Source organism: Umezawaea sp., assembly GCF_036375055.1.
Classification (GTDB): Bacteria; Actinomycetota; Actinomycetes; order Mycobacteriales; family Pseudonocardiaceae; genus Umezawaea.
Genome location: NZ_DASUSQ010000078.1, coordinates 30,271 through 50,004 on the forward strand (window position 1 = coordinate 30,271; position 19,734 = coordinate 50,004).

The 19,734-nt window shown below is 71.9% G+C and carries 19 protein-coding genes, 1 tRNA gene and 1 riboswitch; of the genes, 9 read left to right on the forward strand and 11 right to left on the reverse strand.

Annotated features, from left to right (window positions below):
* Both VFZ92_RS21440 and VFZ92_RS21445 read left to right on the forward strand, forming a co-directional pair.
* Window positions 1-1,008 (forward strand): serine hydrolase, encoded by a 1,008-nt coding sequence (locus VFZ92_RS21440; RefSeq protein WP_330877811.1) that lies wholly within the window; start codon window positions 1-3, stop codon window positions 1,006-1,008.
* Complete coding sequence (locus tag VFZ92_RS21445; RefSeq protein WP_330877780.1) at window positions 1,005-1,487, forward strand: helix-turn-helix domain-containing protein; 483 nt, start codon at window positions 1,005-1,007, stop codon at window positions 1,485-1,487. The genes VFZ92_RS21440 and VFZ92_RS21445 overlap by 4 nt, the downstream gene beginning before the upstream one ends.
* Before the next feature lie 223 nt (window positions 1,488-1,710).
* On the opposite strand, the gene VFZ92_RS21450 is transcribed toward VFZ92_RS21445, so the two are convergent.
* The 3 genes from VFZ92_RS21450 to VFZ92_RS21460 all read right to left on the reverse strand — a co-directional run bounded on the left by VFZ92_RS21450 (window position 1,711) and on the right by VFZ92_RS21460 (window position 3,995).
* Window positions 1,711-2,322: a hypothetical protein gene (locus VFZ92_RS21450; RefSeq protein ID WP_330877781.1), complete on the reverse strand. Its 612-nt coding sequence runs from the start codon at window positions 2,320-2,322 to the stop codon at window positions 1,711-1,713.
* 75 nt (window positions 2,323-2,397) lie between these two features.
* The gene (locus VFZ92_RS21455) at window positions 2,398-3,324 is read right to left on the reverse strand and encodes an LLM class F420-dependent oxidoreductase (protein ID WP_330877782.1); all 927 of its coding nucleotides are present in this window, start codon (window positions 3,322-3,324) and stop codon (window positions 2,398-2,400) included.
* A gap of 26 nt (window positions 3,325-3,350) precedes the next feature.
* Window positions 3,351-3,995 carry a TetR/AcrR family transcriptional regulator gene (locus VFZ92_RS21460; protein ID WP_330877812.1) on the reverse strand — a complete coding sequence of 215 codons (645 nt, stop codon included), beginning with the start codon at window positions 3,993-3,995 and terminating at the stop codon, window positions 3,351-3,353.
* A 133-nt stretch (window positions 3,996-4,128) separates the two neighbouring features.
* On the opposite strand from VFZ92_RS21460, the gene VFZ92_RS21465 reads away from it, so the two are divergent.
* The 3 genes from VFZ92_RS21465 to lipA are packed head-to-tail and all read left to right on the forward strand — an operon-like array spanning window position 4,129 to window position 6,560.
* Window positions 4,129-4,572: a hypothetical protein gene (locus VFZ92_RS21465; RefSeq protein WP_330877813.1), complete on the forward strand. Its 444-nt coding sequence runs from the start codon at window positions 4,129-4,131 to the stop codon at window positions 4,570-4,572.
* 22 nt (window positions 4,573-4,594) lie between these two features.
* The gene (locus tag VFZ92_RS21470; RefSeq protein ID WP_330877783.1) at window positions 4,595-5,518 is read left to right on the forward strand and encodes an oxidoreductase; all 924 of its coding nucleotides are present in this window, start codon (window positions 4,595-4,597) and stop codon (window positions 5,516-5,518) included.
* Window positions 5,519-5,555: 37 nt separating this feature from the next.
* Entirely contained in the window at window positions 5,556-6,560 is a 1,005-nt protein-coding gene (gene lipA, locus VFZ92_RS21475) for a lipoyl synthase (RefSeq protein WP_330877814.1), read from the forward strand.
* Between the two features lie 42 nt (window positions 6,561-6,602).
* Here lipA and VFZ92_RS21480 read toward each other — a convergent pair whose 3' ends face one another.
* From VFZ92_RS21480 to VFZ92_RS21500, 5 genes are all read right to left on the reverse strand, one after another.
* On the reverse strand, window positions 6,603-7,637 hold the full coding sequence (locus VFZ92_RS21480; RefSeq protein WP_330877784.1) for a saccharopine dehydrogenase family protein: 1,035 nt from the start codon (window positions 7,635-7,637) through the stop codon (window positions 6,603-6,605).
* Between the two features lie 24 nt (window positions 7,638-7,661).
* Window positions 7,662-7,934 (reverse strand): hypothetical protein, encoded by a 273-nt coding sequence (locus tag VFZ92_RS21485; protein WP_330877785.1) that lies wholly within the window; start codon window positions 7,932-7,934, stop codon window positions 7,662-7,664.
* A gap of 470 nt (window positions 7,935-8,404) precedes the next feature.
* Window positions 8,405-8,476 (reverse strand) — tRNA-Val (locus tag VFZ92_RS21490).
* The gene (locus VFZ92_RS21495) at window positions 8,467-8,925 is read right to left on the reverse strand and encodes a peroxiredoxin (protein ID WP_330877786.1); all 459 of its coding nucleotides are present in this window, start codon (window positions 8,923-8,925) and stop codon (window positions 8,467-8,469) included. Before VFZ92_RS21495 ends, VFZ92_RS21490 begins: the two co-directional genes overlap by 10 nt.
* Window positions 8,926-8,990: 65 nt before the next feature.
* Window positions 8,991-9,422, reverse strand: coding sequence for a DUF3052 domain-containing protein (locus VFZ92_RS21500; RefSeq protein ID WP_259621958.1), 432 nt, complete (start codon window positions 9,420-9,422; stop codon window positions 8,991-8,993).
* A gap of 342 nt (window positions 9,423-9,764) precedes the next feature.
* Between VFZ92_RS21500 and aceE the strand changes: the two genes are divergently transcribed.
* Window positions 9,765-12,530: a pyruvate dehydrogenase (acetyl-transferring), homodimeric type gene (gene aceE, locus VFZ92_RS21505; RefSeq protein WP_330877787.1), complete on the forward strand. Its 2,766-nt coding sequence runs from the start codon at window positions 9,765-9,767 to the stop codon at window positions 12,528-12,530.
* Window positions 12,531-12,579: 49 nt separating this feature from the next.
* Here the strand turns inward: aceE and pnuC are convergent, their stop codons facing one another.
* Window positions 12,580-13,209: a nicotinamide riboside transporter PnuC gene (pnuC, locus tag VFZ92_RS21510; protein WP_330877788.1), complete on the reverse strand. Its 630-nt coding sequence runs from the start codon at window positions 13,207-13,209 to the stop codon at window positions 12,580-12,582.
* A gap of 73 nt (window positions 13,210-13,282) precedes the next feature.
* Window positions 13,283-13,411: riboswitch (FMN riboswitch) on the reverse strand.
* A 114-nt stretch (window positions 13,412-13,525) separates the two neighbouring features.
* On the opposite strand from pnuC, the gene VFZ92_RS21515 reads away from it, so the two are divergent.
* Both VFZ92_RS21515 and VFZ92_RS21520 read left to right on the forward strand, forming a co-directional pair.
* Complete coding sequence (locus VFZ92_RS21515) at window positions 13,526-14,788, forward strand: phytase (RefSeq protein WP_330877789.1); 1,263 nt, start codon at window positions 13,526-13,528, stop codon at window positions 14,786-14,788.
* 241 nt (window positions 14,789-15,029) lie between these two features.
* Window positions 15,030-15,686, forward strand: a complete 657-nt coding sequence (locus tag VFZ92_RS21520) for an LPXTG cell wall anchor domain-containing protein (RefSeq protein WP_330877790.1) — start codon at window positions 15,030-15,032, stop codon at window positions 15,684-15,686.
* A gap of 160 nt (window positions 15,687-15,846) precedes the next feature.
* Here the strand turns inward: VFZ92_RS21520 and VFZ92_RS21525 are convergent, their stop codons facing one another.
* Complete coding sequence (locus VFZ92_RS21525) at window positions 15,847-16,641, reverse strand: mechanosensitive ion channel family protein (RefSeq protein ID WP_330877791.1); 795 nt, start codon at window positions 16,639-16,641, stop codon at window positions 15,847-15,849.
* 200 nt (window positions 16,642-16,841) lie between these two features.
* Entirely contained in the window at window positions 16,842-18,359 is a 1,518-nt protein-coding gene (locus VFZ92_RS21530; RefSeq protein WP_330877792.1) for an alpha/beta fold hydrolase, read from the reverse strand.
* Between the two features lie 96 nt (window positions 18,360-18,455).
* Here VFZ92_RS21530 and VFZ92_RS21535 point away from each other — a divergent pair, with 96 nt between their 5' ends.
* Complete coding sequence (locus tag VFZ92_RS21535; protein ID WP_330877793.1) at window positions 18,456-19,658, forward strand: PucR family transcriptional regulator; 1,203 nt, start codon at window positions 18,456-18,458, stop codon at window positions 19,656-19,658.
* Window positions 19,659-19,734 lie beyond the last annotated feature (76 nt).

A 19,734-nucleotide genomic window follows, 5' to 3' on the forward strand; every position in this document is an offset into this window, starting at 1 on the left:
ATGGTGATCGGTGCAGGGCGGGCGGCGGCAGAGCCGAAAGGGTGGCTCGGCTGGATCTCCGGACATCGCGACCACGTCGGAGTAGTCGTCGACGACGGACGCGGAGGCCGGTTGAGCCATCGGCCCCACCAGGAGCACCTCCTGGCATCGGCCGTGAAGGCCGTGCACGCGGCGGGCTACGCGCTCGCCGTCGAGCGGGGTCGCGTCCAGCCGGACGAGCAGGTGCGCGTCGGCGACTGGGAGGCCTACTACCTCGGCCTCGACGGTGGCGCGCACCAGGCCGCGCTGACCGACCTGCGGATCCCGTTCTCCAACGGCCTCACCGCCGACGACCCCGACCGGCTCGTCCCGCTGGACGACCTCGTGAAGGTCGCCCTGCTGCACAGCGACAACGCCGCGTCGGACTTCGTGCGCAACCGGGTCGGTGACGCCTCCCTGCGCGCGGCGGCGCTGCGCTGCGGGTGGCCGTCGCCGGACACGCGGTCCATCTCGGGCGAGGTGCTGATGCTCATCCTCCCCGAGCGCGCGCCCGCGAACCCCGCGCACCGCAAGCGCGTGGGCGACGAGCTGGCCGCGCGGCTGCTGACCGACACGAACTTCCAGCTGGAGGTCATCGGCCGGTTCCCGCACACCCCCGCCACCTACGACGCCCAGCGGCCGTGGGCGAGGCGGACGTGGCACGGCTCCGCGGCGCACCTGCACCGCCTGCACCGCTCCATCGCGGGCGGGAGGTTCCCCGCCGCCAGGGTCCACCTGGAACGCGCCTACGCGGGCTCGCTGCCCGAGGGCGTGCGGGCCATCGGGTTCAAGGGCGGTTCGCTGCCGGGCGTGCTGACGCTGGCGTTCACCGTGCGGTGGGAGGACGGGCGGATCGGCACCGCCGTGCTGCTCGCCGACGAGGTCGACGAGCCGATGTCCACTCAGGCCGGTGCCCTGGTCGACCTGACGCTCACCTCGCTCCTCGACCCGGCGGCACTGCGAGAACTGCGGGACTCAGTCGTAGGATGACCACGGTGGACGTGGCGCGGAGGCTGGCCGAGTTGGAAGAGCGCGTCGCCGCGCTGGAGGGCGACGACCGGGAGACCGTCGAGATCCCCCGGAGCGAGGACGGCGGCGGCACGATCGCCTACCGCGGCCTCGTGACGCTCGGTGGCGGCGAGGTGCGGTGGCAGATCGACGTGCGGGCCGAGCGCGTGCTCGGCCTGCCGGACCGCGGCCCGATCGACGTGCTCGCCGCCCTGGCCCACCCCGTGCGCGTGGGCATCGTGCGCTCCCTGCTCGTGGACGGCCCGCAGCCCGGATCGGCGTTGCAGGAGGCCGCCGGGCTCGGGTCGACGGGCCAGCTCTACCACCACCTGAAGTCGCTCACGTCCTCCGGCGTGGTGGAGCAGGACAAGCGCGGCAGCTACCGGCTGAGGACCGCCGCCACCGTGCCCGTGCTGGTGCTGCTCACCGCCGCGTCCGACGTCGCAGGTCAGCTGAGATAGGGATTTTCGCTGTGGGACGAGGGGGTGACGGCGTCCGCTCGGGAGGGTGGACTTCCGCGCGTCGTTCCGGATCCACAGCGGACTCGTCGCGCTGGACATGGTCAAACCCGTGCGGTACCAGGAGACCCGGTTCGCCGGGGCGCTGGGCGCGGTGTGGATCGAGGCGCCGTTCGCCTTCATCGGGTGTCTCCAGGGGCCTGCGCCGGTGCGGGAGCGCGGGCGACTAGCCCACCGACCAGATCGCCCAGCCGCCCGCCGCGTTCTCCACCCGGACGACTCGGCCGTCGGTCGTGCGGGCGAGGACCTCGGTGGCGCCCGTGCCCGCGTCCGTCACCGGCGTCAGCGCCCCGGTGACCGTCCAGTCGCCGATGGCCGTCCACGGCGCCCACTCCCCCGCCGAGTCGTCGGTGTGGACCAGCCTGCCGTCGGCACCGCGCGCGAACACCTCGGTCGTGCCGGTGTTCGGCTGGTGCACGGCCAGCGGGTCGCCGTCGAGGCGCTGGTCGCCGATGGCCGTCCACGGCGACCAGCCCGAGCCGGAGTTGTCGGCGTGCACCAGTCGGCCGTCGGTGCCGCGGGCGAAGACCTCCGTCGACCGGGTGCCCGGCTGGTGGACGCCGCTGGGCGTGCCGAGCACCCGCTGGTCGCCCACCCGCGCCCACGGCGTCCACCCCGTCCCGGTGCGGTACGTGTGCAGCACCGCGCCGTCCGCCCCGCGCGAGAACCCCTCAGCGCTGCCCGGCAGGTAGGCGGGATCGGCGGAGGCGGGTGTGGCGAGCGCGGCCAGGACGGTCATCCCCAGCAGGGTCGAGCCGAGCTTGGCCGCGTTCGTCACGTGTTCTCCCGAGGTCCGGACCTGCGTCGTGCTCGACGCTAGGGACCGGACCTTGGAGGAATCTCAAAGCGACCTTCAAGCCAGCGCCGGGGCGACCTCGGCGGCGACGAGTTCGACGTGGTCGAGGTCGGCGAGGTCCAGGACCTGGAGGTAGACGCGGTCGACGCCGGTCTTCTCCCGCCACTCCGAGAGCCGTTCGACGGCTTCCGCCGGCGTGCCCGCGATGCCGTTGGCGCGCAGCTCGTCGACCTCTCGGCCGATGGCCGCGGCCCGCCTCGCCACCTCGGCGTCGTCGCGCCCGACGCACAGCACCAGCGCGGCGGAGCGGATCACCTCGGCGGGGTCGCGGCCGATCTCGACGCAGGCCTCGACGACGCGGGTGAACTGCCGGTTGGCCACGTCGTGGCCCTGGAACGGCAGGTTGAACTCGGTCGCGAACCGGGCGGCCAGCGCGGGGGTGCGCTTCGCCCCGACACCGCCGATGAGCACCGGCAGGGGCGACTGGACGGGCTTGGGCAGCGCGGGCGCGTCCACGAGCCGGTGGTGCTCGCCCTCGAAGGAGTACGGGCCCTCGGCCGCCCAGAGGCCGGTGATGACCTCCAACTGCTCGGCGTAGCGGTCGAACCGCTCCCCGACCGGCGGGAACGGGATGCCGTAGGCGCTGTGCTCGGCCTCGAACCAGCCCGTGCCGAAGCCGAACTCGACCCGGCCGCCGGACATCTGGTCCACCTGGGCGACGGTGATCGCGAGCGGGCCGGGGTGGCGGAAGGTGGCGGCCGTCATCAGCGTGCCGAGCCGGATGCGGGACGTCTCGCGGGCCAGGCCCGCCAGCGTGGTCCAGGCGTCCGTGGGGCCGGGCAGCCCGTCGCCGTCCCCCATCGCGAGGTAGTGGTCGGAGCGGAAGAACGCGTCGTAGCCCGCGTCCTCGGCGGTCCGCGCGACGCGCAGCAGGTCGTCGTAGGTGGCCCCTTGCTGGGGCTCGGTGAAGATCCGGAGTTCCACCACGCCAAAGTAGTACGCCGAGCGAACTAGTGCCGCCGGGACCGCGAGCGACCGCGGACCGGGACCGGCGCGGGCTCCCCGTCGCGCACCCGCAGGCCCTCGACGACGCGCACGATCGTCCACTCGACCTCGGCGCTGGCCTTCTTCGGGTCCGACGCCGCCGCGATCGTGCTGGCGCCCGCCGACAGCGAGCCGAACAGCAGGCGCGCGGTGGTCTCGACCGGCACGTCCTCGATCTCGCCGGAGTCGACCAGCAGCTCGATGGCGGTGCGCAGCAGGCCGTAGCTGAAGTGCTCCTCGGCCTCGCGCCAGCGCTCCCAGCCCATCACGACCGGGGCCTCGTGGATGACGATCCGCTGGTAGGAGGGCTCCAGGCAGACCCGGACGTAGGCGCGCAGGCCCGCGATGGCCGTCTCCCACGGGTCGCCGGGGGCGGAGACGATCTCCGACAGGCGGCGCATGAACTTGTTCTCCACGGCGTCGAAGGCCGCTTCGAACAGGGCCTGCTTGCCGCTGAAGTGGTGGTACAGCGCGCCCTTGGTGACCCTCGCGCGCTTGGTGACCTCGTCGAGCGACGTGCCCGCGTAGCCGCGCTTGGTGAACAGCTCCACCGCGTTGTCCACGAGCGCCTGCCGCGTGGACTCCGAGTACTCGACCCGCCTCGAACCGATTGTCACCACGCTCACAACCGTACGACATACCGCCGGTACGTACCGATGGTATGTTGGCCTCACGCGGTCATACCGGCGGTATGCGAAAAACTGCGAGTATGACCCCGGCCACCCCACGAGAGGAGGCGTGACGATGGGCTGGAACGACTTCTACCGACGGCGCGACGCCCTGGACGCCGTGCTGCGGCGCGACCCGGCGGGCCCGCTGGAGTTCGACCGCACCGTGTTCGGGACCGCCGACGAGCTGCTGCTCGCGCTGCACCACCGCTGGCTCCAGCAGCTCACCGGCCGCCTGGGCGTCGCGCTGGCCGACGCCGACGACCGCGCCGACGCCGTGCTGAGGACCTGGCGCGCCCTGCGCGCCGAGCAGCCCGTGCTGCGCTCCGTGCTGGACTCCCACCTGACCGACCCCGCGGCCGTCGAGCGCGAGGAGCGCCTGCTGGCGCTGACCTCCGGTCTCGCCGAGATGTCCGAACCCCCGACCGAGGTCGCGAGGATCGGCGCCGCGTTCCTCGACCTGATCCGCTCGGAGCCCGCCGCGCGAACGTCGGGGAGCAGGCTGCTCAGCCGCACCTGAACGACCTTGGTTAGGTGGAGCCATGTGGACCGAAGCCGACATCCCCGACCAGACCGGCCGCACCGTCGTGGTCACCGGCGCGAACTCGGGCCTGGGACTGCGCTCGGCCGAGGTGCTGGCCGCCAGGGGCGCTCGGGTGCTCATGGCCTGCCGTTCCCCCGAACGGGGCGCCGAGGCGCTCCGGCGGGTCCGCGCGAGCGGTGGTGAGGCCGAACTCGTGGCGCTCGACCTGGCCGACCTGTCGTCCGTGCGGACCGCCGCCGCGGACGTCCGCGAGCGGACCGGTGACGCGGTCGACGTGCTGATGAACAACGCGGGCGTGATGGCCACCCCGCGCGGCTGGACCGTCGACCACTTCGAGACCCAGTTCGGCACCAACCACCTCGGGCACGCCGCCCTCACGTGGCTGCTGATGCCCGCGCTGCGCACCCGAGCGGGCGCGCGGGTCGTGACGCTGTCGAGCCTCGGGCACCGGATGGGCGGGTTCCAGGTCGCCGACCCGAACTTCGAGGCCCGCCGCTACTCGGCGTGGCCCGCCTACGGCCAGTCGAAGCTCGCGAACCTGCTGTTCGCGAACGCCCTGGCCAGGCACCTGGTGGCCGCGGGCCTGGACGTGACCTCCGTCGCAGCCCACCCCGGCCTGACCCGCACGAACCTCGGCCTGAACCACGCCAAGGCCCAGGGCAGCGCCGTGCTCGACAAGATCGTGCGGATGTGGGACGCGGTGGGCACGCAGAGCGTCGAGAAGGGGGTGTTGCCGCAGCTCTACGCTGCGACGGCGCCCGGCGTGGCGCAGAACGACTACTTCGGACCCGACCGGCTGGGCGAGACCCGCGGCCACCCGAAGCCCGCCGCGCGGTCGAGCGCCGCGAAGGACGAGGTCGCGGCCGACCGGCTGTGGGACCTCACGGCCACGCTCACCGGGGTCGATCCCGATCCGGCGTGACCCCGCACACGCGCGCGCGGAGCGTAGGGTGACCTCTGTGACGCCGGTACCAGAGGGTCGGAAGCTGCTGCGGCTCGAGGTCCGCAACAGCCAGACGCCGATCGAGAAGAAGCCCTCGTGGATCAAGACGAAGGCCAAGATGGGCCCCGAGTTCCGGGAGCTCAAGGGCCTCGTCAAACGCGAAGGGCTCCACACGGTCTGCGAAGAGGCGGGCTGCCCCAACATCTACGAGTGCTGGGAAGACCGCGAGGCCACCTTCCTCATCGGTGGCGAGCAGTGCACCCGGCGGTGCGACTTCTGCCAGATCGACACCGGCAAGCCCTCTGACCTCGACCGCGACGAGCCCCGGCGGGTCGCCGAGTCGGTCCAGGCGATGGGTCTGCGCTACTCCACCGTGACGGGTGTCGCCCGCGACGACCTGCCCGACGGCGGCGCGTGGCTGTACGCGGAGACCGTGAACCAGATCCACGCGCTGAACCCCGGCACCGGCGTCGAGCTGCTGATCCCGGACTTCAACGCGGTGCCCGAGCAGCTGGCCGAGGTCTTCGAGTCCCGGCCCGAGGTGCTCGCGCACAACGTGGAGACCGTGCCGCGCATCTTCAAGCGCATCCGGCCCGCGTTCCGCTACGAGCGGTCCCTCGACGTGATCACCAAGGCCCGCGAGTTCGGCCTGGTCACCAAGTCGAACCTGATCCTGGGCATGGGCGAGACCCCGGAAGAGGTCACCCAGGCGCTGCGCGACCTGCACGAGGCGGGCTGCGAGATCATCACGATCACCCAGTACCTGCGGCCCTCGCCGCGGCACCACCCGGTCGAGCGCTGGGTGAAGCCCGAGGAGTTCGTCGCGCACTCGGACGACGCCAAGGCCATGGGCTTCTCCGGCGTGATGGCCGGACCGCTCGTGCGCTCGTCCTACCGCGCGGGCAGGCTGTACGCGACCGCCGTGGAGAAGCGCGGCGAGGAGCTGCCGGAGAACCTGCGGCACCTGCTCCAGGCCGGTTCGGCGGCCCAGGAGGCCAGCTCGCTGCTGGCCCCCCGCTAGCCACACGACACCCCGTGCCCCGGCGTCCGCGCCGGGGCACGGCTATGCCCGGACCGGCTCGTCGACCACCACGCCGTCCAGGGTGCGCACGAAGTCCGCACCGAACGCGCTGGACGGCGTGTGCGACCCCGCGGGCACGTCACCGGCGAGCAGCCGGTCCACCACGCGGACGACCGCGTCGGCGGTGAGGTCGTAGCCGTTGGGCGTGGTGAGCGCGATGGACACGGTGTGCCCCTCGGCGTCCGACGCCTCTCCCCACACCTCGGAGCGGGTCCGGCCGCGCAGGGCCTCGTCCGGGCCGCTGACCCGCTGCGCCAGCGCCTTGCCGACGTTCTGCGCCAGCGACGAGCGCAGCAGCGGCGCGAACAGCGCCTGGACGTGCCCGGTGAGGCCGGGCAGGACGGTGAACGTGGTGATGTTCGGGATGCCCGTCGACCGGTAGGCCGTGCTCACGTCGCCCCACGGGATCGACCCGACGTCGCGGGCACCCGACCGGAACGCGGCGCTGCGCCTGCGGTGGCCGAGCCGGACCCGGCGCAGCTCGCCGTCGACCCGCGCCCGGCCACCCGCCGCGCTGCCCTCGACGGACGTCTTCGTCGTGCCGGGGCTCGCCCCGCCGCCCGCGGCGAACGCGAGGTCCAGGTGCGTCGCGCTGGGCAGTTCGGCCTTGAGCATCGCCGCCACGCAGTCGGTCGGCACGACGTCGAAGCCCGCGCCGGGCAGCAGCACCACCCCGGCGGCGCGCGCCTCGGCGTCACGGGTCGCGACGGCCTCGAACACGTCGATCTCGCCGGTGATGTCGACGTAGTGCGTCCCCGACGCCAGGCAGGCGTCCACCATCGGCGCGGACGTCGCGGAGAACGGGCCCGCGCAGTGCACGACCAGGTCGACGTCGGCGAGCGCCTGCTCGGCGTCCTCCAGCCCGAACACCCGGTGCTCCAGCCCGAGCCGCTCGGCGAGGGGGGCGACCTTCGCCGCGGACCGTCCCGCCAGGACGGGCCGGTGGCCTCGTCGCACGGCCAGATCCGCGATCAGCTCGCCGGTGTACCCGTTGGCGCCGTACAGCATCCACGTCATGCACAAGACGCTACCAACGAGTAGCTAGTGTCGGGAGCGCCGTCTGCCGACGAGCCCGCCCGCCGCCAGCAGCACGCCTCCGCCGATCGCCATCGGCAGGGCCCAGCCCATCCGCTCGTTCCGCAGCCGCTCGCAGATCCCGACGAACGTCGGATCGATCTTCTCGACCTCAACCTGGTCGAAACCGATGCCCAGCGCGTTGCCGCACGACACGGGTGAACCGCCGGGGGTGTCCGACGACATCGGCACGAACATGATCAGCAGGCCGGCGAGCAGGAATGCGAGACCAATCACCATCGTGACCGTCCTCGGCGCCATGGGGAGAAGTTACGTCCGAATTGGACTCCCGTACAGAGCCCGAACGGCCTCATGTTGATCAATCGCGTTCCAGTTGGCCGAGACGTCCGACGTCTCCCGTTCGAGAGGGTCGATGCCGAGTGGTCGAGCCGGCCTGGACGGAGGGGGCCAGCCTCGGGAGCACGGCGCCGGACACGATCCACGAGCCCCAGGGGTCGACCCCTCCACTGCGGATCGATGGCCCGCCCGCGAACAGCCCGACTTTCGCCGTTCGGAGCACCGAGGACGTAGCGGCATCCGGGAAAGCCCCGAGCGCACTGCGGTGGACGAGCGTCCTCACCCCGAGGCGACCGCCACCGGGGGTCCGGGGGCGGAGCCCGCCGGGCGGGGTCTGGGGGTCGCACCCCCGGAGAACACGACGGGGCGAGTCCGTTCGCGCATTCCGCGAACAGGGCTCACCCCGAGAACCGTGGGCGCGGCAGGGTTCGAACCTGCGACCGCTCGGGTGTAAACCGAGTGCTCTTCCGCTGAGCTACACGCCCTGGTCGGCCGCCAACGCGGCAACCGCATGCTGCCATGCCGTCTGGTCGCGGGGTTCGCCGGGTTCGTTCACCTCGGCGTACCGGACCACCCCGGCGACGTCCACGAGGAACGTGCCGCGGTTGGCCATGCCCTTGGCCTCGTTGAACGTGCCGTAGGCCCGCGCGACGGCCCCGTGCGGCCAGAAGTCGGACAGCAGCGGGAACCGGTAGCCCCGGTCGAGGGACCACGCCTTGAGGCTGTACGGCGTGTCGACCGAGATCCCCAGCACCGCCACGCCCGCCGCCGAGTACACCTCCAGCCCGTCCCGCAGCGCGTCCAGCTCACCCTGGCAGGTGCGGCTGAACGCGAAGGGGTAGAACACCAGCAGCACCGCTGAGGCACCGCGGTAGGACGACAACGACACGACCTGGTTGTTGGCGTCCTTGAGGGTGAAGTCGGGGGCTCGCACGATCTCCCTGGAAGGCGTGAGCACAGGCCCCCGTACGTCTCGGGGTGCCCGTGCTCAGCCTTCGGTCAGCGCTTGACCTTCGCCGAGCTGGGGCGCACGAGCCTCGTGCCCGACCAGTCCTCGGCGACGGTGATGTTGGACGTCTGGGACAGCCCTGCGGTCGGCACCGCCTCGGCGATCTCACTCGGCTCGACGTGTCCAGGGCGTCCGGTCTTGGGCGTCAGCACCCACACCACGCCGTTCTCGGCCAGCGGACCGGTCGCGTTGATCAGGTCGTCGACCAGATCTCCGTCACCGTCCCGCCACCACAACAGGACAACGTCCACAACATCGTCCGCGTCCTCGTCGAGGAGATCGCTACCGATCCTCTCCTCGATGGCGGCACGAACGTCGTCGTCAACGTCCTCGTCCCAGCCGATCTCCTGAACTGCCTGGCCCGGTGCAATCCCGAGCTTGTCGGCGACACCGCCCTTGTCGGCGTCTCCCGCGGCGACCACGGCTTCCACTCCTCCAACTACGCAAGAGCGGCAGTCGACTCGACTGCCGCGCGATGTATCAACACCTGTCGCGGCTAGCGAACACTGACAGATGGCCTCCGCGCAACCGTTGACCTCATGACACGCCGCAATCCGACCCCCCTGAACCGTCACCCGACCGGATGACGCACACTGAACACACCTCATACCGCGCGCGCGAGGGACACGATCCAGAACTACTGGCCGGTAGGGGGTCGTCTGGGGTGTCCCACGGGCGCCGATGAGGAATCATGGACAGGTAAACCGCCTGAACCCGCAGTGAACGCCGGCAGAAGTCGGCTGCAACCCTGGCGAGGAGAACCCTTGGCCCCGCAGAACAACGGCACCGCCCCCGAACGGGTGCGTGTCATCCGTGACGGTCTCGCCGCACACCTGCCGGACATCGATCCGGACGAAACTGCGGAGTGGCTGGAGTCGTTCGACGCCGCGCTCAAGGGTGGCGGCCAGCAGCGTGCCCGTTACCTGATGCTCCGGCTCCTGGAGAAGGCGCGCGAGGGCGGCGTCGGCATCCCGTCCCTGACCAGCACGGACTACGTGAACACCATCCCCACCGAGCGGGAGCCGTGGTTCCCCGGTGACGAGGAGGTGGAGCGCCGGTACCGGGCCTGGATCCGCTGGAACGCGGCGATGACGGTGCACCGCGCGCAGCGACCGGGTGTGGGTGTCGGTGGTCACATCTCGACCTACGCGTCCTCCGCGAGCCTCTACGAGGTCGGTTTCAACCACTTCTTCCGGGGCAAGGACCACCCCGGCGGCGGCGACCAGGTGTTCATCCAGGGCCACGCGTCGCCCGGCGTCTACGCCCGCGCCTTCCTCGAAGGCAGGCTGACGGAGGACCAGCTCGACGGGTTCCGCCAGGAGTACTCGCACGGCGGCCTCGGCAAGGGCCTGCCGTCGTACCCGCACCCGCGGCTGATGCCCGGCTTCTGGGAGTTCCCCACCGTGTCCATGGGCCTCGGCCCGATGAACGCGATCTACCAGGCGCGGTTCAACCGCTACCTCCAGGACCGCGGGTTCAAGGACACGTCCGACCAGCACGTGTGGGCGTTCCTCGGCGACGGCGAGATGGACGAGCCCGAGTCGCGCGGCCTGCTCCAGCTTGCGGCGAACGAGCAGCTCGACAACCTGACGTTCGTGGTCAACTGCAACCTCCAGCGCCTCGACGGGCCGGTGCGCGGCAACGGCAAGATCATCCAGGAGCTGGAGTCGTTCTTCCGCGGCGCGGGCTGGAACGTCATCAAGGTCGTCTGGGGCCGCGAGTGGGACTCGCTGCTGCACGCCGACCGCGACGGCGCGCTGGTGAACCTGATGAACACCACGCCCGACGGCGACTACCAGACGTACAAGGCCAACGACGGCGCGTACGTGAAGGAGCACTTCTTCGGCCGCGACCCGCGGACCAAGGAGCTCGTCGCGCCCCTGACCGACGACGAGGTGTGGAACCTCAAGCGCGGGGGCCACGACTACCGCAAGGTGTACGCGGCGTACAAGGCGGCCACGGAGCACCACGGCCAGCCGACGGTCATCCTCGCCAAGACCATCAAGGGCTACGGCCTGGGCCCGCACTTCGCGGCGCGCAACGCCACGCACCAGATGAAGAAGATGACCCTCGCGGACCTGAAGATGTTCCGCGACAGCCTGCGCATCCCGATCACGGACGAGCAGCTGGAGAAGGACCCCTACCTGCCGCCGTACTACCACCCCGGCCCGGACTCCCCGGAGATCCAGTACCTGCTGGAGCGGCGCAAGCAGCTCGGCGGGTTCGTCCCGGAGCGGCGGAACCCGGCGAAGGCGCTGACGCTGCCCGACGACAAGGTCTACGAGGTCCTCAAGCGGGGCTCGGGCAAGCAGCAGGTCGCCACGACGATGGCGTTCGTGCGGCTCGTGCGCGACCTCGCGAAGGACCCGGAGATCGGCAAGCGGCTCGTCCCGATCATCCCGGACGAGGCGCGGACCTTCGGCATGGACTCGATGTTCCCGTCGCAGAAGATCTACAACCCCAACGGGCAGATGTACACCTCCGTGGACGCCGAGCTGATGCTCGCGTACAAGGAGTCCGAACAGGGCCAGATCCTGCACGAGGGCATCAACGAGGCCGGGTCGACGGCGTCCTTCACGGCCGTGGGCACGTCCTACGCCACGCAGGGCGAGCCGATGATCCCGATCTACATCTTCTACTCGATGTTCGGGTTCCAGCGCACCGGTGACGGCCTGTGGGCCGCGGCGGACCAGATGGCGAGGGGCTTCGTGCTCGGCGCCACCGCGGGCCGCACGACGCTGACCGGCGAGGGCCTCCAGCACGCCGACGGCCACTCGCTGCTGCTGGCGCACACGAACCCCGCCGTGGTCGCGTACGACCCCGCGTGGTCGTTCGAGGTGGGCCACATCGTGCGGGACGGCCTGCGGCGGATGTACGGCGAGGACGCCGAGAACGTCTTCTACTACATGACCGTCTACAACGAGCCGTACCAGCAGCCCGCGGAGCCGGAGGGCCTCGACGTCGAGGGCCTGCTGCGCGGCCTGTACCGGTACCAGGCGGCCGCGGACGGCGAGGGCCCCCGCGCGCAGCTCCTGGCGTCCGGTGTGGCGATGCCGTGGGCGATCGACGCCCAGCGCGTCCTGGCCGAGGAGTGGGGTGTGCGGGCCGACGTGTGGTCCGCGACCTCGTACTCGGAGCTGCGCCGCGAAGCGGTGGAGATCGAGCGGGAGAACCTGCTGCACCCGGAGAACGAGCCCCGCGTCCCGTACGTGACGAAGGTGCTCTCCGAGTCCACGGGTCCCGTCATCGCCGTGTCGGACTGGATGAAGGCCGTTCCGGACCTCATCCGCCCGTACGTGCCGACGGACATGCACACGCTCGGCACCGACGGGTTCGGCTTCTCCGACACCCGCCCTGCCGCGCGCAGGCACTTCCTGGTCGACAAGGAGTCGATCATCGTCGCGACGCTGGCCGCGCTGGCCAAGCGCGGCGAGATCGACCCGGCCCTGGTCGTGAAGGCCGCGCGGCAGTACCGGATCGACGACGTCATGGCGGCCGGGCCGTCGACGGGCGACGCCGGTCTCGCGTAGTCGGGTACCTCGGGGGGAGTCCCGTTCGCGGGACTCCCCCCGAGGCGTCTCAGGCGGTGGCCCGGACGGCGGTGGCGCGCTGCTTGGCCGCCCGGTTCCAGTCGAGCCAGCCGCGGACCACCAGGACGGCGAACACGGTGTAGATCAGGGCGCTGAAGTACAGGCCGGACCGGATCTGGAGCGGCACGCCGATGGCGTCGACCGCGAGCCAGACGATCCAGAACTCGACCAGGCCGAAGCCCTGGAGCGCGAACGCCAGGACGGTGCCGACGAAGATGGCGGCGTCCGGCCAGGGCGCCCACGAGGCGTCCAGGGCGTCGAGCAGCAGCGCGAAGGCGACCGTGCCGAGCACGAACGCGGCCACGACGGCGATCCGCTCGCCGGTGGACCCCTTGCGCACGACGACGCCGAACACCGGGTCGCGCCTGCGCAGCCACGCGTACCAGCCGTAGAGGGCGATGAGGCCGACGACGACCTGCCGGATCGCCAGCCCGCCGAGCTGGGCGGACAGGTAGACGGTGAACAGCAGTGCGACGGAGGCCAGTTGGACCGGCCACGTCCAGAGGGACCGGCGCTGCGCCAGGAAGACCACGGCCAGCGCGAACACCTGGCCGAAGAACTCGGCGTAGGCGATCCTCTGCCCCAGAACGGTGAAACCCTGCTCCAGCAACACGTGCACCGCGTCCTCCATCCCCAGGGCGGTCCGGGGCGTGGCGCGGCACCGGTGCACGGGCGCGCCGGACACCGGTGGCGTGCGCGCCTCTCATCCGGACTCTCACCGTCGGCCCCGGAGTTCCACCGGGTCAACCGCGGGCCACGGGGCTCGCGGGTCGTGGGCTGTCACCACCGGTTCGGACTTCCACCGACCCCGGAACGCACGTCTCCTGATTGCTCGAACATCGTCGCGCGGATCCGGTGTTCCGTCCTCGTTTGTGACGCGTGGCACTCGTTCGCCGTACACCGCGCGTTCACCCCGGCTCACTAGCGTCCCCAGCATGGTCCCCACCTCGCTGGTGCTCCCCCTGGTGCTGCTGCTGGCGCCCGTTCCCGCCACGCCCGCGGTGGTCGTGCCGACCGCGCAGACCCGCGCGTTCGTGGACGACCCCTCCGCCGACCCGGCCAACTCCGACGCCGACGACCCCGCCGTCTGGGTGCACCCGAGCAGGCCGGAGCGCACGGTCGTGCTCGGCACCCTGAAGGAGGGCGGGCTGGCGGCGTTCGACCTCCGCGGGCGCACGCTGGGCACCTACCCGGCGCCGCCCGCGCCGACGCCGGGGGCCAAGCCGGGCCGGTTCAACAACGTCGACGTGCTGTCCGGTGTCGCGGTCGGCGGCCGGAAGCGCGACCTCGCGTTCGTGAGCGACCGGGGGCGCGACCGGATCCGGGTCTACGAGGTCGACGGTCGCGGGTCGGCGGTGGGCTCGACGGTGCTCTCCGACGTGACCGACCCCGCCGCGAAGCCGGTGTTCTCCGCCTCGGAGGCGGCCGTCGACGACCAGCGCAACGCCTACGGGCTGGCGGCGGGGGTCGACCGGCGCACCGGCACCCCGCTGGTGCTGACCAACCGGCGCAGCGAGACCCGGATCGCGCTGCTGCACGTCGTGCCGGGGCGGGCGGGCACGGTCGGCACGGAGGTCGTGTCCACCGTGGACCTGCCGTCGAGCTTCCCCCTGCCGGACGGCACGACGTGGACCCCGTGCGGCGACCCCGGCGACCGGCCGCAGGCCGAGGGGATGGTCGTGGACTCCGCGCACGGCGTCGCCTACGTGGCGCAGGAGGACGTGGGGATCTGGCGGATCCCCGTGCGGGTGAGCGGTTTCGGTTCCCCCGAACTGGTGGACGTCGTTCGCTCCTTCGGGGCGCCCCAGCGGTACGACGAGGCCACCGAGGAGTGCGTGCCGGACGGTCCGGACCCCGGTTTCGGGGGCGAGTGGCTCAGCGCGGACGCCGAGGGCCTGACGATCGCCGAGGGGCGGGGAGGCGGCGGTGAGCTGATCGCGTCCAGCCAGGGCGACTCGCGGTTCGTGCGGTACGAGCGGACGGGGCGCAACAGGGTGCTGGGCGACTTCGTGGTGGGCGCGGGCCGCGGTCTGGACTCGGTGGAGCACTCCGACGGCGCCCAGGTCGTCACGGCCGACCTGGGCCGCGGGTACCGCGAGGGGCTGCTGGTCGTGCACGACGGCGAGCGCCGCCCGGCGGTCGGCGACCAGGCCACGACCGGCTTCTCCTACGTCAGCTGGGGCGACGTCGTCCACTAGGGACACCTGTTGACCTGCGCGTGGCGCTCCACTCACAACGAGTCGACGTGACGCGACCTCGCTTTTACCTTAACGGGTGTTTAAATATCGCTCGCTGATCCACCCGTGATCAGAGCGTTGCCAAACAGCGACCTGAGGACTTGTAGGGGTTGCTACGGTCGCGTGCTGTATCACCCACAAGGGTGAGTCTCATCGCATTTCACTTCTTGTGATCTTGCATGTATTCAGAGCGGGAGACCACATGGCAGGCAGAGTTCTCGGTGCGATCACGGTGGCCGCCACCTCCGGTCTGGCCCTGTTGGCACTGGCGATCCCGGCTTCCGCGCACACGCCGACCTCCAAGGCCGAGTGCGTCGCGGACAAGGCCGTGGTGAGCGTGAAACTCAAGGCCTACGCCCGGCAGGGCAACACCATCGTGGTCAAGGACGGCGAGACCGAACTGGTCAACACGTCGTTCGGCGACAGCTACGAGAAGTCCTGGACCACTCCGGGCGACGTCGCCCACACCTTCACCATCACCGTGAAGGCCTCGGACGGCAACCAGCACAACTACTCCAAGACGCACAAGGTCGACGCGTGCGTGAAGCCCACGTCGTCCAGCAGCACGACCCCCACCACGACCACCACGACGTCGCCGGTGGAGACCACTCCTCCCAGCTCGACGAGTGAGAGCACGCCTCCCGCCGAGGTGACCACCACCACGACGCCCGCGTCCTCCTCGTCCGAGACCGTGCCCGTCACCACCACCACGACCCCGGTCGCGGGCGGTGGCGGCGAGGCCCAGCCGCCGCTGGCCTCCACCGGTGCCTCGCCCGGTTGGGCGCTGCTGGCGGGCCTCGGCCTCGTCGGCGCCGGTGCCGGTGCGGTGTTCGTGGTGCGCCGCAAGCGCGCCGCCTAGCACCACCCGCTCCACCCGAACAGGGCGCTCCCACCTCGCGGTGGGGGCGCCCTGTTCGCACGTCCGGCCGAAGTGGACCGACGGCGGACGTGAGCCGTGAACGCCACGAGGGCCGTCCCGCGTCGGCGGGACGGCCCTCGTCGGTGGAGGACGGCGCGGACTACTCGCCGGACGGCATCGGCATCCCCGCGGGCGGCGTCGGGGTGTCCGACCCCGCGGGTGGCGCGGTGGCGTGGCGGCGGGTGCCCGCCGCCACCGGCTCCTGCGAGCGGCGCGGCGCCGGGGCGGTCAGGGCGGCCTCGTCCTGCACGCGGGTCAGCCAACCCTCCCAGCGCTGCTGCATGGGGCGGATGAGGCCGCCGCCGACACCGATGACGATGACGCCCGCGACCGTCGCGAGCACGGCGATCAGCACCGGCATGGTCACCGAGACGGCGATGCCGAGCTGGTTCAGCGCGGCGATGACGCCGAGCGCCATGATGAAGCCGTAGGTGATCGTGCCGAGCACCCTCGTGTACGACCGGCCGCCGAGCGCGCCGGTCACGAGGCCCTGCACGGCCTTGGCGATGGCCGAGGCCACCAGGACGAGCACCAGCGCCACCACGATCCGCGGCAGGTAGGCGATGACGTCGTTGAGCAGCGCGCTCACGGCGTTGTCGGTGCCGAAGACGCCGAACGCGAGCTGGAGCGCGATCAGCAGCACGAAGTAGTAGACGAGCTTGACGATCAGGCCGGACGCGTCCACGGGGGACTGCGCCATCATCGAGCCGAGGCCGGACCTGTCGACCAGGCGGTCGAAACCGACCCGCTTCAACAGGAAGCCGACGGCCTTCGACAACGCCTTCGCGATGAACCAACCAACCAGCATGACGAGCGCGAAGCCCAGGAGCTTCGGCACGAAAGTGGCGATCATGGCCCAGGCCTGTCCAAGACCTTCGGTGATCTGGGAGCCCACGACGCCCTCCTTACCTCTTCGTTGCCTGTTCAGTGACGGGGGAGATGGTTTCCCGAACGCGGACCGGTGGGCAATTCGGCGCGCTGGCACGAAAGGGTGACCAACTGGCGTTCTTCACATTTTCGGTTCACAGTGGACGGACCGGTGGGGACCGGGGAGAGGGAACCGCCCGGCGCCGGCGGCGCCGGGCGGTTCTCCGTTCAGCGACCGAACCGGTGATCCACCTCATCCAAAAAGGATTCAACCGATCGAGTGACGGTGTGCGCGGGGTCGGGCCGGGGGTCGCCGGGGCAGGTGGAGCTGTTGCCCGGCAGGACGCCGTCGATCAGGTACCGGTCGACGGCCGCGTCCACGCAGGCGTTGCCGCTGCCGTAGATCCCGTGCTTGCCCTCGTCCAGGACGGTGAGCAGGTTGTCGCCCAGCGCCGCGGCCATCGCTGGCCCGCCCTCGTACAGGGTGCGCGTGTCGCCCTCGGCCTGCACGACCACGCCGACGGGGTAGCCGTCGCGCGCGAGCGGGACCATCGGCTCGGACGGGGTGAAGGTCCGGAAGGTGCACGCGGTCGGCGCGGCGCGCACGACGCCGAGGCCGTACGGGTAGCGGTCGCGGAACGCCCGCATCTCCTCGTAGTAGGACTCCAGGTCGCGCGGCCAGTCGGCCTCGCAGGTGACCGTGTCGTAGACGCCGGAGCGGAGCTCCTCGCGCGCCGAGGCCGCCATCCGGGCCCCGCGCTCGGCCGCCGCCCACGGGTCGGCCCCCGCGGCCAGCTCGTCCACCACGTCCGCGAGGTCGGCCCACAGCGGGCGGAACCGGGCGCCGACGCCGACGGCCGCGTCGAACTCGGTCCGGTCGTGGCCGCCGACCGGTTCGACCGCGAGGCGCGCGGAGACCTTCTCGACGGTCGCCAGCACCTCGGCGGCGTTCGCGCCGAGCCGGGGCACCCTGTTCTCCCCCGCGGCCCACTCGGCCCAGAGGTCGACGTTGCGCCGGGTGGCGATCGCCTGGCCCTTGAGCTGCCCGTGCCACAGCCGCTCCGGGTGCACCGAGGAGTCGAGGACGGTGCGGTCCAGGTGCCGGGGGAACAGCGAGCCGTAGACGGCGCCGAGGTACGTGCCGTAGGAGTAGCCGAGGTAGTTGATCCGCTGCTCGCCCAGGACGGCGCGGATGACGTCCACGTCCCGCGCGGAGTTCGCCGTGTTGACGTACCGGCGCACGCCGCCTGCGGACCGCTCGCAGGAGTCCTCCGCGGCCCGCGCCTCGGCGGCCCACTTCGGGAACTCCGAGTCCGGCGGGCGCGAGTCGGGCGTGGCGATCTCGGGCACCACCGCGCAGGTGAGCGGGGTCGAGCCCCCGACTCCCCTCGGGTCGAAGCCGATCAGGTCGTAGGACCCCGCCAGCGCCGTGGTCGCGAGGAACGCGGGCATCCGGACACCGGACCCGCCGGGACCGCCGGGGTTCAGGACGAGCACGCCGCGCCGGGCCCCGGTCGCCTTCTTGCGGCTGATCGACAGGGACAGGCGGCCCGCGCCGACGTCGCGGTAGTCCAGCGGCACGACGACGGTCGCGCACTCCAGGACGTCGAGGCACGGCCCCCAGGCCGGTTTCTGGTCGAGGAACTCCGCGAGCGGGTCCGGTGGGCCGGACCCCGCGGCGGAGGGCGGGGCCGCCGTGGCGAGCACGGTGAGCACCGCCAGACCGACTGGGACGAAACTCCGCACGACCGGGCCTCCCGTCGTTGAGCGCCACCGCACCGAACGTAGGACCGGGTGGACCCTCGGGCGCGAACTGTCACCCGGACGTGCGATCGTTGGGGCATGACCGGCTCAGCCGCCGCGGACGGGCAGGAGGCATGGCCCGAGCTGTCGCGTTCGACGCTGCGGGACCTGGAACGGGCCTCGGGCGACCTGGCCGCGTCCAGCGTGTCGGAGATGGAGCGCAGGCTCCCCTGGTTCCGCCGGATGCCCGCCGACCAGCGCGCCAGCGTGCTGCTGCTGATCCAGAACGGCGTGGCGGGCTTCGTGTCGTGGCTGGACGACCCCCGCCAGGCGATCAGGCTGACCGCCGAGGCGTTCCGGTCGGCCCCGAAGGACATCTCCCGGTGGGTGAGCCTGCGCCAGACCGTCGAGCTGGTCCGGATCGCGCTGGAGCTGTTCGAGCAGCAGCTGCCGAGGCTGGCGGCGAACGACGAGGAGCGGGCCCGGCTGACCGAGGGGGTCCTGCGGTACGGGCGGGAGATCGCGTTCTCCGCGGCCACGTCCTACGCCACGGCGGCGGAGGCCAGGGGCGCGTGGGACGCGCGGCTGGAGGCGCTCGTGGTCGACGGGATCGTGCGCGGCGACGCCGAGGAGTCGCTGCTGTCGCGGTCCTCCGCGCTGGGCTGGGACCCGGCGGCCGAGGCGACCGTGCTGGTGGGCAACCCGCCGTCCGACGACCCGCCCGCGGTCGTCTACGAGGTGCGCAGCCGCGCGGCCCGCAGCGGGCGGCCGGTGCTGCTGAGCGTGCAGGGCTCCCGGCTGGTCGTCGTGCTGGGCGGCGAGACCGACGAGGGCGACGTGCTGGGCAAGATCGCCGAGGCGTTCGGCGACGGCGCCGTGGTGGCGGGCCCGACCGTGGCGAGCCTGGCCGAGGCGCACCGCAGCGCCAGCGACGCGCTGTCCGGGCTGCGGGCGGTCGTCGGGTGGCCGACGGCGCCGCGGCCGGTGCGGTCGCTCGACCTGCTCCCGGAACGGGCGCTCGCGGGCGACCCGGAGGCCGAGTGGCAGCTCGTGGACCGCATCGCCCGGCCCCTGGAGGAGGCCAGCGGGGCGCTGCTGGAGACCGTGGACACCTTCCTGGAGGTGGGCGGGGTGCTGGAGACGTGCGCGCGCAAGCTGTTCGTGCACCCCAACACCGTCCGGTACCGCTTGCGGCGGGTGACCGAGCTGACGGGGCGCAACGCCCACGACGCCCGCGACGCCCTCGTGCTGCGCATCGCGCTGTCCGTCGGGCGGCTCGCGAAGGCCCGCGGTTTGTGGTGATCGGGACCGGAATGTCGCTTTGCGCCCTCCCGGTGTGACGGACACCGCACCCTTTGGTGGGTGACACAGGTCGCTG

Coding starts and splice junctions, on each gene's coding strand:
- VFZ92_RS21440 (WP_330877811.1), top strand. CDS start 1: ATGGTGATCGGTGCAGGGCGGGCGGCGGCAGAGCCGAAAGGGTGGCTC.
- VFZ92_RS21445 (WP_330877780.1), top strand. CDS start 1,005: ATGACCACGGTGGACGTGGCGCGGAGGCTGGCCGAGTTGGAAGAGCGC.
- VFZ92_RS21465 (WP_330877813.1), top strand. CDS start 4,129: ATGGGCTGGAACGACTTCTACCGACGGCGCGACGCCCTGGACGCCGTG.
- VFZ92_RS21470 (WP_330877783.1), top strand. CDS start 4,595: ATGTGGACCGAAGCCGACATCCCCGACCAGACCGGCCGCACCGTCGTG.
- VFZ92_RS21480 (WP_330877784.1), bottom strand. CDS start 7,637: ATGACGTGGATGCTGTACGGCGCCAACGGGTACACCGGCGAGCTGATC.
- VFZ92_RS21485 (WP_330877785.1), bottom strand. CDS start 7,934: ATGGTGATTGGTCTCGCATTCCTGCTCGCCGGCCTGCTGATCATGTTC.
- VFZ92_RS21515 (WP_330877789.1), top strand. CDS start 13,526: ATGGTCCCCACCTCGCTGGTGCTCCCCCTGGTGCTGCTGCTGGCGCCC.
- VFZ92_RS21520 (WP_330877790.1), top strand. CDS start 15,030: ATGGCAGGCAGAGTTCTCGGTGCGATCACGGTGGCCGCCACCTCCGGT.
- VFZ92_RS21535 (WP_330877793.1), top strand. CDS start 18,456: ATGACCGGCTCAGCCGCCGCGGACGGGCAGGAGGCATGGCCCGAGCTG.